The sequence below is a fragment of the Streptomyces sp. NPDC020983 genome (assembly GCF_044333485.1).
GTDB lineage: Bacteria > Actinomycetota > Actinomycetes > Streptomycetales > Streptomycetaceae > Actinacidiphila.
On the sequence record NZ_JBIRRA010000002.1, the window covers coordinates 438,120 to 454,101 of the forward strand.

Genomic DNA, 15,982 nt, shown 5'->3' on the forward strand with positions numbered 1-15,982 from the left:
GCGGGCGGCCCGTGCCCGGCGCCTCAGGGCCGGCGGGCCACGAAGACGAACTCCCTGCCCGGCCGGTCCGGCGCCCCGCGGACCTCCTGCGTGGTGAAGCCGTGCGCGGCCAGGTCGGCCGCCACCTCGTCGCGGCCGCGGAAGCGCAGCGTCGACTCCGACGTCAGCACCGCGCCGTCCGCGGCGAAGACGTACGTGCTGCGGAAGGTCACCAGGTCCGCGCGGACGGCGACCAGTTCCTGCCACGACTCGACCTCGCCCGCCCCCGGGACGCGGGTGACCCTGCGCGTCAGCTCCGGTGTCCACTCCTCCCACGCCCGCCGCGCCGGGTCGCGCGTCTCCAGGACCAGCCGGCCGCCCGGCCGCAGCGCCGCGTGGGCGCCGTGCAGCGTCCGCGCCCAGGCCTCCGGCGCCACGACGCCCTGGGCGGCGTTGCCGGTCATGGTCGCGAGGTCGAAGGCGGGAACGGGTGGGACGTCCGCCGCGTCGCCGTGGATCCACCGGACGCGCCCCGCGCCCGGTTTGGCCCGCGCCACGTCCAGCGAGGCCCCTGCCGGGTCGACACCGGTCACGTCGGCGCCGCGCGCGGCCAGCAGCAGCGCGAGCACGCCCGTCCCGCAGCCGATGTCGAGCACCCGGTGGGCACCGAACTCCCGGGCCGTGCGCAGGTAGGCGCCGAGGTCGCGGCGGTCGGCGTCGAGCGCGTCGTAGACGGCGGCGAGCCGCGGGTGCGCGTAGCAGGGGTCGCCCGGGCCGCGGGGGCCGCCGCGGTCACGAGGTGCGCAAGGCTCGGGAGGATCGCCCATCCGCGCGACGCTACGGGCCGGGCCGCGCCCCCGCGAACGCTTTTTCCCGCCCGGTCTCCCGCCGGCCGATGACTTCCGGACGCGCCCGGAGTCCGCTTTCACGACGGACACGGGATTTCCCCACGGTACGAGAGGTGCGCGAGATGGCGGATGTGCAGCCGTACGAGACGGTCGGGCTGGACCGGAGCGGCGGGACGGAGCCGTTCGCCTGGGAGCGGGCGCACCGCCTGCTCGCGGAGCGTCCGGAACGCGTCGCCGCGGTGTCGTTCTTCCTCGGCACGGTCGGCCCCGGCGGCATCCCGCACGCCGCGGGCGTCGGGGCGCTGTGGGACGACGGCGACCTCTACTTCACCAGCGGCCCCGGCACCCGCAAGTCCCGCAACCTCGCGGTGAATCCGGCGTGCACGCTCGCGGTGCGGCTGGCCGGCCTCGACGTGACGCTGAGCGGGACGGCCCGCCGGGTGACGGACCCGGAGGTGCTGGAGCGGATCGCCGCCGCGTACGGCGAGCTGGGCTGGCCCGCGCGGGCCGCGGGCGACGCGATCACCGCGCCCTTCAGCGCGCCGAGCGCGGGCCCGGGGCCGTGGCACCTCTACCGCTTCGTCTTCCACACCGCGGTGGGCCTGGGTGTCGAAGGCCCGGAGGGCGCGACGCGCTGGCGCTTCGACCGCTGAGGGGGCCGCGCGCCCGGCGGTCAACGCGTGGCCGCCCCGACCGGCCGTGCGGTTGACTGCGGGGCGGCACATGCACACGGCACGTACGAAGGGGGCGGCATGGCACCGCGGTTCCGTTACGCAGGTCCGGACGACGCCGGGGCGGTGGCGCGGCTGCACGCCGACAGCTGGCGGCGGCACTACCGGGGGGTGTACTCCGACGCGTACCTGGACGGCGACGTGCTGGGCGACCGGCTCGCCGTGTGGGCCGGCCGCCTCGCCGCGCCCGCGGGCACCCGCACCGTACTCGCGGAGGACGGCGGGAGCGGGGACGTCCTCGGTTTCGTCCACGTCGTCCTCGACGACGACCCCGAGTGGGGCAGCCTCGTGGACAACCTGCACGTCACGGCGGCCCGGCAGCGTACGGGCGTGGGCCGCGCGCTCCTGGCCCGCGCCGCGGCCGAGGCCGTCGCGCACGCGACCTCCGCCGCCCTCCACCTGTGGGTGCTGGAGTCCAACACGTCCGCGCAGGCCTTCTACGCGGCGATGGGCGGGGTCCACACCCAGACCCTCCCCGTCGGCCCGCCCGGCGGAGACCCGGCCCGGCTGACGGGCACCCCGGCGAAGTTCCGGATCTCCTGGCCGCGCGCCTCGGCCTGCGCCGCCGGGTGACCGCCGCCGGGTGCCGCGCCCACGGCGGGGCGCGGCACCCGGCGGGACGTCACTCCCGCCCGAGCCAGATCGGGTTGGTGAGCGCGGCGGCCGGGCCGGGCAGCCCCGCGGGAGTGCCGGCCGGCGCCGGGTGGCGGACCTCGGCGCGGACGTACGCGGCCAGCGACGCGGTGGTCTGCCACGTCACCGTGCCGGACGCGGGCAGCGGCGCCGCGAAGACCTGGCCCTCGTCGGAGACCAGCCGCAGCACCGCGTCCGCGGGCACGCCCGAGACGCTCAGGCTGACCGTCACCGCGTCCTGCGGCCCGACCGCGAGCCGCTCGCCGATGCCCGCGTGCTGTCCGCGCGGCCCGGAAGCGGTGAGGCCGAGCTGCACACCGGCGTTCTCCGCGATCCAGGAGCGGCCGGCGCGGATGCCGTCCTGGAGCGCCTTGCGGCTCAGGCTCTCGGCGTACACGACGGTCTGCGGCAGGCCGACGACGTCGGGGTCGCGGTGCGCGTCGGAGTTGCCCATCGCCGGGATCCACCGGCCGTCACCCCGGCGGGCCGCGCCGGTCAGCAGGTTGTCCCAGGTCATCAGGGACGCCTCGTCGTCCGTCGTCCAGGGGCCGTTCCACACCTCGATGGCGTCGACGTTGTCGTAGCCGAACTTCCACTGGCTGGCCAGGCTCGTGCCGTACGGGTGCGCGGGCACCACGATGCCGCCGGCGCGGCGGATCTGCCGGGCGAAGCCGTCGAAGGCGTTGTCGCGCGCGCGGTAGCGCCAGTCGACGAACGTGCCGCCGTCCAGGCCGATCGCCAGGTAGTGGCCGTTGCGCGTGGTGACCTCCTCGCCCGTCAGGACGAGCAGGTCGTCACCCGCGACCGCGCCGAGGTGCGGGTGGGCCGAGCTGGTGTTGTGGTCACTGGAGTTGATGAAGTCCAGCTTCGCGGCCCGGGCGAGCGCGGCGAGCTCCTCCAGGGTGCGCTTGCCGTCGGAGTGCACGGTGTGCAGGTGGCAGTCCCCGCGGTACCAGCCCCGCCCGCGCCCGCCGACCTGCTCCGGCGGGTAGTCCGGCTCCGGGGTGCGCCCCTGCTCGCCGCGCGTGAGGGTCACCGTGACCTCGTAGTCCAGCCCCTGCGGCGCCACCGTGTACGGCCCGAGGACCACGTACCACGTCCCCGCCTCCACGGGCCCCGCCAGGTACCCGGGCGTCGCCTCCTGCGCGCTGATCGTGAACGCGGTGCGCGCCCCGCCCGACCACCCGCGGAAACCCCGGCCGCCGAGCGCGGTGCCGCGCTGGTCGAAGATGCCGATGTCGCACGCGTTGCCCAGCGTCCCCGCGGGCACGGCCGGCCGGTCGTACGTGTAGCTGACCGCGATCTGCCGCACCCCGTGCGGCACCTCGACGGGCAGGTACACGAAGTCGGCCACCCCGGTGGGCAGATGCCCGGTGACGGTCCTCGTCAGTTCCCCGTCCCCGGGGGCGGCGGCAGCAGCGAAGTCCACGGGCGCCAGCGTTATCACACCGGCCGCGCCCGCCGCGGCCGAAAGCTTCAGTACGTCACGTCGGTCCATCCCCCGACCCTCCCCACCCCGGGTGACACCCGGGTGACGCCTCCGTTGTCCCCGGTGGTCCGTCCCCCAAACCCCACCTCTCACACGGGTGAACCGGACTCCCCCGCCGTGACGGCGGCAGGCGCGGGCCCGTGGTTCGCGGGACGCCACGGCGGTGCGGGGCCGCCCCGGAGGCGGGCGGCGGAACACCGCTGCTAGGGTGCGCCGATGTCTGCGATCAGAAAAGTCCAGGTCACCTTCGACTGCGCCGAGCCCGAGCGCGTCGCCCGCTTCTGGTGCGAGGTGCTGGGGTACGTCGTGCCGCCCGCTCCGGAGGGGTTCGCCGACTGGGCCGACTACGAGCGGTCGCTGCCGCCGGAGCGGCAGGGGGCGGGGTTCGCGTGCGGGGACCCGGCCGGGGTGGGGCCGCGGCTGTACTTCCAGCGGGTGCCCGAGGGCAAGGTCGTCAAGAACCGGGTGCATCTCGACGTGCGGGTCGCGACGGGCCTGGTGGGGGAGGAGCGGCTGGCCGCCCTGGAGGCGGAGTGCGCGCGGCTGGTCGCGCTCGGGGCGCGGCGGCTGGAGCTGCTGCCCGCCGACGAGGAGAACGAGTCGTGCCTGGTGATGCAGGACGTCGAGGGCAACGAGTTCTGCCTCGACTGACGTCCGGTGAGGCGGGGCGGCGCGCACGGCCGTTCCGGGACAGCGGCGCCGCCGGGCGGGCGCCCGTCGCCCCTGCGCACCGCTCACCCCCGCGGCTATTCCTGCCCCCGGCCCCCGCCGCGGGTGAGAATGCCGACATCACCACCGGGCGACGCGTCCGCCCGTTGTCGGCGGGGCGACCTATGCTCGGGGGATGAGTTCGACGCCGCCCACCGCCACCGCGCAGCCGCCCGCAGAGAGCGCCATGCGCCGTGCCCTGCACCGCGCGGAGCAAGGGGTCGCCCTCGACGTGGGGGAGGCCGCCGTGCTGCTCCAGGCGCGCGGCGCGGATCTGGAGCGGCTGTCGGCGACGGCCGCCCGGATCCGGGACGCGGGCCTCGCGGAAGCCGGCCGGCCCGGTGTCGTCACGTACTCCCGCAAGGTCTTCATACCGCTCACACGGCTGTGCCGGGACACCTGCCACTACTGCACCTTCGTGACCGTCCCCGGCAAGCTGCGGCGCGAGGGCCACGGCATGTACCTCTCGCCGGACGAGGTCCTGGACATCGCCCGGCGCGGCGCCGCGATGGGCTGCAAGGAGGCGCTGTTCACGCTGGGCGACCGCCCCGAGGACCGCTGGCCCGAGGCCCGCGAGTGGCTGGACGCGCACGGCTACGACGACACCCTCGCGTACGTCCGCGCCATGGCCGTGCGGGTGCTGGAGGAGACCGGCCTGCTGCCGCACCTGAACCCCGGCGTGCTGAGCTGGACGGACCTGCAGCGGCTCAAGCCCGTCGCGCCGTCCATGGGCATGATGCTGGAGACGACGGCGACGCGGCTGTGGTCCGAGCGCGGCGGCCCGCACTTCGGCTCGCCCGACAAGGAGCCCGCCGTGCGGCTGCGCGTGCTGGAGGACGCCGGCCGCTCCAACGTGCCCTTCACCACCGGCATCCTCATCGGCATCGGCGAGACGTACGAGGAGCGTGCCGACGCGCTGTTCGCGATCCGCCGCACCGCCCGCCGCTACCACGGCGTGCAGGAGGTCATCGTCCAGAACTTCCGCGCCAAGCCGGACACGGCGATGCGCGGCATGCCGGACGCCGAGCTGGAGGAGCTGGCCGCGGCCGTCGCGGTCGCACGCCTCGTGCTGGGCCCCGCCGCCCGCATCCAGGCCCCGCCGAACCTGGTCGACGGCGAGTACGCCCGCTTCATCGCGGCCGGCATCGACGACTGGGGCGGCGTCTCCCCGCTGACCCCCGACCACGTCAACCCCGAGCGCCCCTGGCCGCACATCGACGACCTCGCCGCCCGCACCAGGGAAGCCGGCTTCGAGCTGCGCGAACGCCTCACCATCTACCCGGAGTTCGTCCGCCGCGGTGAACCCTGGCTGGATCCGCGGCTGCTCCCGCACGTCACGGCGCTGGCCGATCCCGGGACGGGCCTGGCCCGCGAGGACGCGGCCGTCGTGGGCCGCCCCTGGCAGGAGCCGGACGAGGCCTTCCCCGCCGCCGGCGGGACCGGCCGCACCGACCTGCACCGCACCATCGACACCGAGGGCCGCACCACCGACCGCCGCGACGACTTCGACGAGGTCTACGGCGACTGGGCGGAGGTGCGCGAGCAGGCCGCCCCCGGCCTCGTCCCCGACCGGGTCGACGCCGACGTGCGCGCCGCCCTCTCCACCGCCGCCGACGACCCGACCAGGCTCACCGACGCCCAGGCCCTCGCCCTGCTGCACGCCGACGGCCCGGCCCTGGACGCGCTGTGCCGCATCGCCGACGACCTGCGCCGCGACACCGTCGGCGACGACGTCACCTACGTCGTCACGCGCAACATCAACTTCACCAACGTCTGCTACACCGGCTGCCGCTTCTGCGCCTTCGCGCAGCGCCGCACCGACGCCGACGCCTACACCCTCTCCCTGGAGCAGGTCGCCGACCGCGTCGCCCAGGCGTGGGAGGTCGGCGCCACGGAGGTGTGCATGCAGGGCGGCATCCACCCGGATCTGCCCGGCACCGCCTACTTCGACATCGCCCGCGCCGTGAAGGCCCGCGTCCCCGGCATCCACCTGCACGCCTTCTCGCCGATGGAGGTCGTCAACGGCGCGACGCGCACCGGCATGCCGATCCGCGAGTGGCTGGCCGCCGCGAAGGAGGCGGGCCTGGACTCCATCCCCGGCACCGCCGCCGAGATCCTCGACGACGAGGTCCGCTGGGTCCTCACCAAGGGCAAGCTGCCCACCGCCACCTGGGTCGAGGTCGTCAGCACCGCCCACGAGCTGGGCATCCGCTCCTCCTCCACGATGATGTACGGGCACGTCGACCAGCCCCACCACTGGCTCGGCCACCTGCGGCTGCTCGCCGAGATCCAGCAGCGCACGGGCGGCTTCACCGAGTTCGTGACGCTGCCCTTCATCCACACCAACGCGCCGGTCTACCTGGCCGGCATCGCGCGCCCCGGCCCCACCGCCCGCGACAACCGGGCCGTCACCGCGACGGCCCGGCTGCTGCTGCACCCGCACATCACCAACATCCAGACCAGCTGGGTCAAGCTCGGCACGGAGGGGGCGGCCGAAATGCTCCGTTCGGGCGCCAACGACCTCGGCGGCACCCTCATGGAGGAGACCATCTCCCGCATGGCGGGCTCCGGTTACGGCTCCTACCGCTCCATCCGCGACCTGACCGCCATCGCCGCGGCGGCCGGGCGCCCCGCCCGGCAGCGCAGCACGCTGTACGGTGAGGTGCCCGCCGAGCGCATCGCGGCCGGACTCGCCTCCGACGGCCACCTGCCCGCACTGCTGCCCGTGCTGGGCGACTGACGCCGGCGCGCCCCGACCGGGGACCGCCGGCCGCAGACGACGGAGCCTACGCGGCCGCCCGCGCGCGGGCGGGGGAAGGAGCCGGGCATGGCCGGCGAGGGCGGGCAGCTGTCCATGCAGGAGCAGCTGGCGCGCCGCCGCCGCGGTGCCTTCGTCGGCCGGCACGCCGAGATGGCCGCCTTCACCGGCAACCTCGGCACCGACCCCGCCGACCCGGCGCACACCTTCCTCTTCCACGTCCACGGGCCCGGCGGCGTCGGCAAGACCACGCTGCTCGCCCAGTGGGAGCGCGCCGCCCGCGACCTGGGGGCGCTCACCGCGACCGTCGACGAGACGGCCATGACCGTACCCGCCGCCATGGACGCCATCTGCACGCGGCTCGCCGCGCAGGGCCGCCCGCTCAAGGCCACCGCCAGACTGCTGGCCCTGCACCGGCAGTTGCGCCAGGAGGCCGAGTCGCTGGCCGCGGGAGACACGGCCCCCTCCGTCGCGGGCACGCTGGCCGCGCACGCCGGACTCGCAGGCCTGGGCCTGCTGCCCGGTGTGGGCGCGCTGGCCGGGGCGATGGACCCGGCGCAGGTCGCCCAGGGCGTCGACCGGTTACGCGGCCTGCTCGGCGCCCGCTTCCGCGACGAGCGCGACCTGCGGCTCGTCCTGGACCCGGTGGGCGTGCTCGGCCCGGTCTTCACCGCCGACCTGGCCGCCGCCGCGGCCCACGCACCCTGGCTCACCCTCTTCTTCGACACCTACGAGCGCACCGGGCCGGTCCTGGACGGGTGGCTGCGCGACCTCTTCGTCGAGGGCCGCTACGGTGCGCTGCCCGCGACCGTCGTCGTCACGCTCGCCGGGCAGCGCGCCCCCGACCCGGGGGTGTGGGCCGACCACCTCGACCTCGTCGCCGCGCTGCCGCTCGCCCCGTTCACGGAGGCCGAGTCGCGGCAGCTGCTGGCCGCCCGCGGCGTCACGGACGAGGCCGTCGTCGCCACCGTGCTGCGGCTCACCGACGGGCTGCCGGTGCTGGTCGGCGCCCTCGCCGCGACCCGCCCCGGCCGGCCCGACGCGGTCGGCGACCCGGCCGACACCGCCGTCGAACGCTTCCTTGCCTGGGAGCCCGACCCCGACGGCCGGGCCGCGGTGCTGGCCGCCGCACTGCCGCTGGAGCTCGACGAGGACGTCTACCGCACGGCCGTCGCCGCCGACGCCCCGCAGGCCGCCGACCGCTACGACTGGCTGCGCGGACTGCCCTTCGTCACCGAGCACGGCGGCCGCGCCCGCTACCACGACGTCGTGCGCGCCCAGATGCTCCGGCTGCGCCGTACCCGCTCCCCACAGCGCTGGCGCGACCAGCACGAACGCCTCGCCGCGGCCTACGGCGGCTGGCGCGCCCGCGAGGAGCGCGGCCGCGGCGTGGGCGAGCTGTGGGCCGACGAGGCCTGGCGCAACCAGCGGCTGCACGAGACCTACCACCGCCTGTGCGCCGACCCGCGCGCCGCGCTCCCCGACGCCCTCCTCGACCTCGCCCGCGCGTGCACCGCGGGCCCGGGCACCGCCCGCCGCTGGGTCCGCATGCTCACCGACGCGGCCGAGGACGCCGAGGCCCCGTCCCTCGCCCGCTGGGCGGCCGCGCTGGGCGAGGTGTACGGGACGTCGTACGGCCACGGCCCGGCGTACGGCGAGGTGCACGGCGAGGGCTCCGCGAACGGCCCCGCTGGGGCACACCGCCCCCGGCCGGTCCCGGACGACGGCACGCCGCAGCGCCCGGCGGCCCCACGAGGTGACGGCGCCGCACGTGACGCCGCCGCACCGCCGCCGGGCCGCGGCCCGGCGGCCGCCTCCCGGGCGGCGGCACCGCCCGGCCGCGACGGCGGCGCCCCGCGCCCGCCGCGCTCGGACGCGGGGCTCGCGGCGCACGCGCTGACGGTCATCCTGGAGGGCGGCGGCCTGGACCGCGAGCGGCGCGCCGCCGTGCACGCCGTACGCGCCTGGGCACGGCGGCAGGCGGGCCGGCCGCACGACGCCCTCGCCGACTACGACAGGGCCGAGGAACTGGGCATGCGCGGCTTCCTGCTGCACGCCGGGCGCGGCGACACCCGCTGGACGGTGGGCGACCCGGCCGGTGCCGTACCCGACTACGCCGCCGCCCTGGCCGCCGACCCCGGCCACCCGCGCGCGGCGTACGTCCGCACCCAGCTCGGGGGCGCGCTCATGCGCACCGGGCGGGCGGCGGAGGCGCTCACCGAGCTGGACGCCGCGGTGGACGCCGATCCCGCCGCCCCCCTCGCCCGCGAGTACCGCGCCATGGTGCTGCTGACCGTGCGCCGCCCCGCCGACGCCCTCGCCGACATCGAGGCGTGCCTGTCCGAGGCGGCGACGCCCGACCTCGGCCACGTCCTCCTGCGCGCGGTCGCGCACCTGGAGCTGGGCCACGCCGGGCGCGCCGCCGCCGACCTGGACGCGCTGCTCTCCGACCCGGCCGCCGTCCACGAGTGGGCCCGTACGCCGGCCCCGTACGTCCCCGCCCCGCAGCCCGCCGAACCGGCCCCGCGCGAGCACTAGGGCGCCTCGGCGCGCACGGTCCGCCGTCCTGCGCGCCGGAGCGTGCGCCCGGGAGATTTTCCGCCATCCCGCCGGAGCCGCCCCTTCCCGGACAACCCCTCACCTACCCCTCGCGCCCCTTCCGCTCCTGGACACGTCGGCTATCGTGCAGGCGCAGAACGGCACGGATCGGGGGCAGACGAAGGGGACCGGCTTTGAACGCAGTCTGGGGACGCGCGCAGCAGCAGGACTTCCGCAGCCGCGTCCGCGGGTGCCTGCTCGGCGGAGCCGTCGGCGACGCCCTGGGCGCCGGCATCGAGTTCGAGTCCCTGGAGGCGATCCAGGCCGCGCACGGCCCGGACGGCGTCGTCGACTACGTGCCCGCCTACGGCCGGCGCGGCGCGGTCACCGACGACACCCAGATGACGCTCTTCACCGTCGAGGGCCTGATACGCGCGCAGGTGCGCCGCGACACCGGCGCCTGGCACCCGCCCACCGACATCCACCGCGCCTACCGGCGCTGGGCGGCCACGCAGAGCGAGTGGGGTCCCGACGAGCGCCGCAAGGACGCCGGGTGGCTGGCCCGCGAGGAGTGGCTCTACGCGCGCAGGGCGCCCGGCAACGCGTGCCTGAGCGGTCTGTCGGACGACGTGATGGGCAGCCTGGAGGCCCCCAAGAACCCCGGCTCCAAGGGCTGCGGCACGGTCATGCGCTCGGCGCCCTTCGGGCTGCTCGTCGGGTGGGAGCCGCAACTCGTCTTCCAGCTCGCGGTGGAGTGCGCCGCGCAGACCCACGGCCACCCCACCGGGCAGCTCGCGGCGGGCGCGTTCGCCGTCATCGTCCACGGCCTCGCGCGCGGCGAGGCGCTCGACGGCTCCGTCCAGCACGCCCTGGCGCTGCTCGGCGCCCGCCCCGGCCACCAGGAGACCACCGACGCCCTGCAGAGCGCGCTGGGCGCCGTACGGCAGGGCATGCCGTCCCCGCAGCGCGTCGAGGCGCTCGGCGAGGGGTGGACGGCCGAGGAGGCGCTCGCGATCGGCGTCTACTGCGCGCTGGTCGCCGAGGACGTGCGGCACGGGCTGCTGCTGGCCGTCAACCACTCCGGCGACAGCGACTCCACGGGCTCCGTCTGCGGCAACCTGCTCGGCGTCCAGCACGGCGAGACCGCGCTGCCGCCCGCGTGGGTCGCCGAGCTGGAGGGCCGCGCGACGATCCTCCAGCTCGCGGACGACTTCGCGATGGAGATGACCCAGGCCCCCGCCCTCCACGGCCCCTCCGGCGCCAGCCCCGCCTGGCTCGACCGCTACCCCGCCGCGTAAGCCCCTCGCGTCACCCCGGCGCCGGGGGCGGACCGGGGGCGCGCCCGGCCCCGCGCGCGCCGCGGGGGCCCGCCACCGGCGCGAGCGGCACCCGGGAGGCGCCCCGGCCGGCTACTCCGCGGCCGCCGGCCGCAACGGCCCCTCCTCCGGGCCGGTGCCGGCGCCCGAGGGCGCGCCCTCGCCGGTCCCTTCCCCCTCGGGGGAGTTGATCGCGGCGATCAGGGCGTTGCGCTCATCGGTCTCCTCGGGCCTGATCCACCCGACGGCCACGTACAGCACGAGCGAGACGGCCAGCGGCAGCGCGATCTGGTACTCCAGCTTGACGCCACCGGAGACCGCGTCGTTGACCGGGTAGTTGACGAGGTAGAAGGCGAGCAGCCCGAAGGCCCAGCTGCTGAGCGCGGCCGTGGGCCCGGACCTCCTGAAGCGCGGCAGCAGCCCCAGCATGAACGGGATCGCGATCGGCCCCATGAGCCCGGCGACCCACTTGATGACGACGGTGATGATGTCCTTGAACGTCGGCGAGTTGACCTGTGTGGCGACGGCCATGCTGAGCCCGAGGAAGGCCAGTGTGGTGACGCGTGCCGCGATGAGCCCGATCCGCGCGGTCCACGCGCGGGCCCGCCGCGAGAAGGCGGGCGCGATGTCCCGCGTGACGACGGCCGCGATGGCGTTCGCGTCGGAGGAGCACATGGCCATGGTGTGCGAGAAGAACCCGACGACGATGAGCCCGAGCAGCCCGTGCGGCAGCAGGTCCTGCGCGAGCAGGCCGTAGGAGTCCGAACCGTCCGGCTTCTTCGCGTGCACGAGCAGCGGCGAGATCCACATCGGGAAGAACAGCACGACCGGCCACACGAACCACAGCGCGGCCGAGAGCGCGGCGCCGCGCGTGGCTTCCCGGGGCGACGACGTGGCCATGTAGCGCTGCGCCTGGTTCCACATGCCGCCGTTGTACTCGAACGTCTTGATGAAGAGGTAGGAGATCAGGAAGACGGTGGTGTAGGGGCCCGCGGTGGGGTGGCCGTGGTGGCGCAGGGCCGGCTCGTCCCACACGTTCCAGACGCTGCTGATCCCGCCGAGTTCGTGCAGCGTGGCGACGAGCATCGCGAGCCCGGCGACGAGCTGGATGACGAACTGGCCCAGTTCGGTGAGCGCGTCCGCCCACAGGCCGCCGACCGTGCAGTAGACCGCGGTGATCGCCCCGGTGATGACGATGCCCTGGGTGATGGTCACGCCGGTGAAGACGGACAGCAGTGTCGCGATGGCGGCCCACTTGGCGCCCACGTCCACGACCTTGAGCAGCACTCCCGACCAGGCCAGGGCCTGCTGCGTCGTCAGGTTGTAGCGGTTCTTGAGGTATTCGAGCGGTGAGGCGACGTGCAGCCTCGCCCGCAGCCGGTTCAGCCGGGGGGCGAACGTCCTGGCGCCGATGGCGACGCCGATGGCGATGGGCAGCGCCCAGGTGACGTAGGAGGTGATGCCGTACCGGTAGGAGATGCCCGCGTACCCGGTGAACATCACGGCGCTGTAGCCCGACATGTGGTGCGAGATGCCGGACAGCCACCACGGCATCCTGCCGCCGGCCGTGAAGTAGTCGCCGACGTCTCCGACGCGCCGATGCGACCACACGCCGATCGCGACCATCACACCGAAGTAGGCGATGAGCACGGTCCAGTCGAGACTGTTCATAAGTCCCCTCCAGGGGGTCCGCCTTGTGAACGGTGGCGCACTTCGCTGCGACGCTCACCCGGGCGGTTCGCCCCCGTGCGGGAGTGGGGACTTCGGGATTGAACCCTTGGCGCGGAGGGGTGGTCAAGGGATCCGACGTTCATGAGTCTGAATCCAGGTCAGCAAGGCGAACGATTTTACGTCCTCTTTGCCTTCGAGGGCATTGTGATGCTCATGACCGCCAACCCACCATGAGCGGGCACTTCGCTGGACGCGGGCAGGACCGAACCGCCGTACGGGAGCGGGTCCCGTACGGCACGGGAAGGGGGCCGGGCGCGCCGTGCGCGAAGGTCAGCCGAAGGCGGGCGCCAGCCGCCGCAGCCCCTCGGCGATCTCCTCGGGCGTGTGCGTGGTGAACGACATCCGCAGGGCCGCCGGGTCGGGCGCCGCGGCGAAGAAGGGCGCGCCCGGCACATAGGCCACGTCGTACGTGATGGCCGTGCGCAGCCGCTCCGTCGCGTCGAAGCCCTCCGGCAGCCGCACCCACACGAACATGCCGCCCTCGGGGCGGTTCCACACGCTGCCCTCCGGCAGCGCCGCGGGGAGCCCGGCGAGCAGCGCGTCGCGCCGCTCGCGGTAGGCGCCGCGCACCCGGGCCAGATGCGTGTCCAGGTCGTTGTCGGCCAGGTAGCGGGCGGCGGCCGCCTGGTCGACGCCCGACGTGTGGAGGTCGGCCGCCTGCTTGGCGACGACGCAGGCGCGCCGCAGCGCCTCCGGGGCGCGCATCCAGCCCAGCCGCATACCGGGCGCCATGACCTTGGAGAAGCTGCCCAGCAGCACCGTGCGGTCCGCGGCGGCGTCGTGCGCGGCGATCCACCGCCCGCGCCGGCCCTCGTAGCGCAGCTCGCCGTACGGGTCGTCCTCGGCGATCCACAGCCCGTGCCGGCCGGCGACCTCCGCGACCGCGAGGCGGCGCCCGGCGGCCATGCTGCGGCCGGTGGGGTTCTGGAACTCCGGGATCAGGTAGAGGAGTTTCGGCCGCTCGCGCAGGACCAGCTCCTCCAGCGCGTCCGGCAGCACGCCGTCCTCGTCGGTCGGCACCGGCACGACGCGGGCGCCCGCGAAGCCGAAGCACTGCAGCGCCGCGAGATACGTCGGGTTCTCCACCAGGACGACGTCACCCGGCTCCAGCAGCGCCGTCGCCAGCAGCGTGAGCCCCTGCTGCGAGCCGGCGGTCACCAGCAGGTCGCCCGGCCCGGTCGGCAGCCCGCGCGCCGCCAGCCGCCCCGCCACGGCCGCCCGCAGGGCCGGGTCGCCCTCGGTCGTGGCGTACTGCAGGACCGTACGCGGCCGTTCGGCGAGCACCGCGTCGTAGGCGGCGCGCAGCCCCTCGGCGTCGAAGAGCTCGGGGGCGGGCAGTCCGCCGGCGAAGGAGACGACCTCGGGCCGCGAGGTGAGCGCGAGGATCTCGCGTACCGGCGAGGCGCCGACATCCCGTGCGCGCGCGGCGAAGGGGGGCAGGGGAGCGGCGGTTGTCGTCATGCGCCGCAGCCTACAAAGATTCCGTGTAATGTCCAGGCATTTTCCGGCCCCCGGAACGGCAGCGAGCCCCCTCGGCCAGGACGGCGGCCGGTCGAGAGGGCTCTGTCGGTGGTGCTGCGGATCAGTGCTGCCGTGGAGGGGTCAGCGCAGGTCGAAAGCGCCGTGGTCCACGTCGGTGACGAACTCGGACCACGCCTCGGGGGAGAAGGTGAGGACGGGGCCCTGCGGGTCCTTGGAGTCGCGGACCACGACGGCCGCGACCGCCGGGGACTTGACCTCCACGCAGGCACCGTTGCCGGTGGACCGCGAGGACTTCCGCCACTCGGGGGTGCTGCCCAGCTTGATTGCCATCTCTGCTCCGGTCTGTGCTGGTGACGGCGGCGGGGGTGTTCCGCTCCGCGGCGGGGGCCGAGGGGCGGAGGCGTACACCACCGCCTGACTGCGCCCGACGCTACCCGCCAACATCACCGGCCCCGAGGGTCCTTCACTCGACCAGGTGGTAAATGACCTACAACCCTTGCTAGTTGTACAACGTCATCGGTAAAGTGCGCGCCTTTACATTCCGGCCCGCTCTGTCGGCCCGCTCTGTCGGGCTGTTCTCCCGGGCGCGCCTCAGGCGTAGCGCTCCGCCGCGTCGCGGATGAACTGCCGGGTCGCCTCCGCGCTCAGCGCCTGGGCCCGCAGGTGCTCGTACATGACGCTGTAGGCCTGCACGTCGGTGTCCTTCTCCAGGTACAGGTCGCTGTTGACGCCCTCCAGGTACACCACGGTCGCGTCCGTCGCGTCGGTGAACTCCAGCACGGCGAACTGCCCGCTCAGCCCCGGGTGCGCGCCCACCTCGAACGGCAGCACCTGCACGGTCACGTGCGGCAGGTGGCTCAGCTCCACCAGGTGCTCCAGTTGCCGGCGCATGGTCTGCGCGTCGCCGACCTTGCGCCACAGCGCCGCCTCGTCCACCACCGCCCACATGCGCAGCGGCCCGTCCTCGTCGGTGATCCGGTCCTGCCGCCGCATCCGGACGCTGACCCGCTTCTCGACCTGCTCCGGGGTGGCCTCCGGCAGGTTGCCGGAGATGACCGCGGTCGCGTACTCCTTGGTCTGCAACAGCCCCGGCACCACCTGGGGTTCGAACACCCGCAGGCTCGCCGCCTCCGTCTCCAGGCCGATGTACACGCTGTAGGGGATGTCGCCGAAGGCGTGCCACCAGCCCTGCTGGCGCGACTCCTTGGCCATCTGCATGAGCGAGTCGACGATCCGCATGTCGTCCACGCCGTAGACCCCGCACAGATCCCGGACGTCGCGCTGGCTGATACTGCGGCGGCCGTTCTCCAGGCGGCTGATCTTGGACTGGGAGACCAGGAGGCGGGCCGCGACCTCCTCGGCCGTCATCCCCTTCTCCTCGCGGAGCTTGCGCAGCTCCGAACCCAACCGGCGGCGCCTGACGGTGGGGTTGACGTTGGCGACCACAGGAACTGCACCTCCACGCTGATCCGTACTGATGGTCAGCAGCCTGCCACTAGCGGTCATCACCGCGCTGGCGAATGGTCGTAACAAGCTTGCCCGGCCCTCGCGCCGGGGCGCGCGCATCGTCCGCGCGCAACCGGCAAAGGGCGTAAAACATGCCGCGCGGGGCGCCGGGACCGGACAACTGTCCGGTTCCCGACACCCCGCGCGGCCCTGCGGCTCCCGGTGGGGATCTCACCGCGGGCGGCTCCCGGCGCCACCACTGCCATCGGCCGTCCGGTGGCTGCCGGAAATCCGTGGAGCCCGGTCCCTTTCGCCGGGCACCA

Annotated in this window: 12 protein-coding genes; 6 read left to right on the forward strand and 6 right to left on the reverse strand. The window is 75.0% G+C overall.

Annotation, left to right across the window (positions count from 1 at the left end):
* Nucleotides 1-23 precede the first annotated feature (23 nt).
* Nucleotides 24-806: a class I SAM-dependent methyltransferase gene (locus ACH4SE_RS05350; RefSeq protein ID WP_398541947.1), complete on the reverse strand. Its 783-nt coding sequence runs from the start codon at nucleotides 804-806 to the stop codon at nucleotides 24-26.
* 143 nt (nucleotides 807-949) lie between these two features.
* Between ACH4SE_RS05350 and ACH4SE_RS05355 the strand changes: the two genes are divergently transcribed.
* Both ACH4SE_RS05355 and ACH4SE_RS05360 read left to right on the forward strand, forming a co-directional pair.
* Nucleotides 950-1,480, forward strand: a complete 531-nt coding sequence (locus tag ACH4SE_RS05355) for a pyridoxamine 5'-phosphate oxidase family protein (RefSeq protein WP_398541948.1) — start codon at nucleotides 950-952, stop codon at nucleotides 1,478-1,480.
* Between the two features lie 99 nt (nucleotides 1,481-1,579).
* Nucleotides 1,580-2,131, forward strand: coding sequence for a GNAT family N-acetyltransferase (locus ACH4SE_RS05360; RefSeq protein ID WP_398541949.1), 552 nt, complete (start codon nucleotides 1,580-1,582; stop codon nucleotides 2,129-2,131).
* A gap of 49 nt (nucleotides 2,132-2,180) precedes the next feature.
* Here ACH4SE_RS05360 and ACH4SE_RS05365 read toward each other — a convergent pair whose 3' ends face one another.
* Complete coding sequence (locus ACH4SE_RS05365; protein WP_398541950.1) at nucleotides 2,181-3,689, reverse strand: CehA/McbA family metallohydrolase; 1,509 nt, start codon at nucleotides 3,687-3,689, stop codon at nucleotides 2,181-2,183.
* Nucleotides 3,690-3,896: 207 nt separating this feature from the next.
* Here ACH4SE_RS05365 and ACH4SE_RS05370 point away from each other — a divergent pair, with 207 nt between their 5' ends.
* The 4 genes from ACH4SE_RS05370 (at nucleotide 3,897) to ACH4SE_RS05385 (ending at nucleotide 10,982) form a co-directional block, all read left to right on the forward strand.
* A complete protein-coding gene (locus ACH4SE_RS05370) occupies nucleotides 3,897-4,331 on the forward strand; it encodes a VOC family protein (protein ID WP_398541951.1) in 435 nt (144 codons plus the stop codon).
* 193 nt (nucleotides 4,332-4,524) lie between these two features.
* Nucleotides 4,525-7,128, forward strand: coding sequence for a bifunctional FO biosynthesis protein CofGH (locus ACH4SE_RS05375; protein WP_398541952.1), 2,604 nt, complete (start codon nucleotides 4,525-4,527; stop codon nucleotides 7,126-7,128).
* A gap of 87 nt (nucleotides 7,129-7,215) precedes the next feature.
* A complete protein-coding gene (locus ACH4SE_RS05380) occupies nucleotides 7,216-9,684 on the forward strand; it encodes a tetratricopeptide repeat protein (RefSeq protein ID WP_398541953.1) in 2,469 nt (822 codons plus the stop codon).
* A 194-nt stretch (nucleotides 9,685-9,878) separates the two neighbouring features.
* The gene (locus ACH4SE_RS05385; protein ID WP_398541954.1) at nucleotides 9,879-10,982 is read left to right on the forward strand and encodes an ADP-ribosylglycohydrolase family protein; all 1,104 of its coding nucleotides are present in this window, start codon (nucleotides 9,879-9,881) and stop codon (nucleotides 10,980-10,982) included.
* Nucleotides 10,983-11,093: 111 nt separating this feature from the next.
* Here ACH4SE_RS05385 and ACH4SE_RS05390 read toward each other — a convergent pair whose 3' ends face one another.
* From ACH4SE_RS05390 to ACH4SE_RS05405, 4 genes are all read right to left on the reverse strand, one after another.
* Nucleotides 11,094-12,671: a sodium:solute symporter family protein gene (locus ACH4SE_RS05390; protein WP_398541955.1), complete on the reverse strand. Its 1,578-nt coding sequence runs from the start codon at nucleotides 12,669-12,671 to the stop codon at nucleotides 11,094-11,096.
* Nucleotides 12,672-13,001: 330 nt separating this feature from the next.
* Entirely contained in the window at nucleotides 13,002-14,192 is a 1,191-nt protein-coding gene (locus ACH4SE_RS05395; RefSeq protein ID WP_398541956.1) for a PLP-dependent aminotransferase family protein, read from the reverse strand.
* Between the two features lie 141 nt (nucleotides 14,193-14,333).
* On the reverse strand, nucleotides 14,334-14,543 hold the full coding sequence (locus ACH4SE_RS05400) for a DUF397 domain-containing protein (RefSeq protein WP_031514202.1): 210 nt from the start codon (nucleotides 14,541-14,543) through the stop codon (nucleotides 14,334-14,336).
* A gap of 261 nt (nucleotides 14,544-14,804) precedes the next feature.
* A complete protein-coding gene (locus tag ACH4SE_RS05405) occupies nucleotides 14,805-15,659 on the reverse strand; it encodes a helix-turn-helix domain-containing protein (protein ID WP_398541957.1) in 855 nt (284 codons plus the stop codon).
* Between the last annotated feature and the right edge of the window lie 323 nt (nucleotides 15,660-15,982).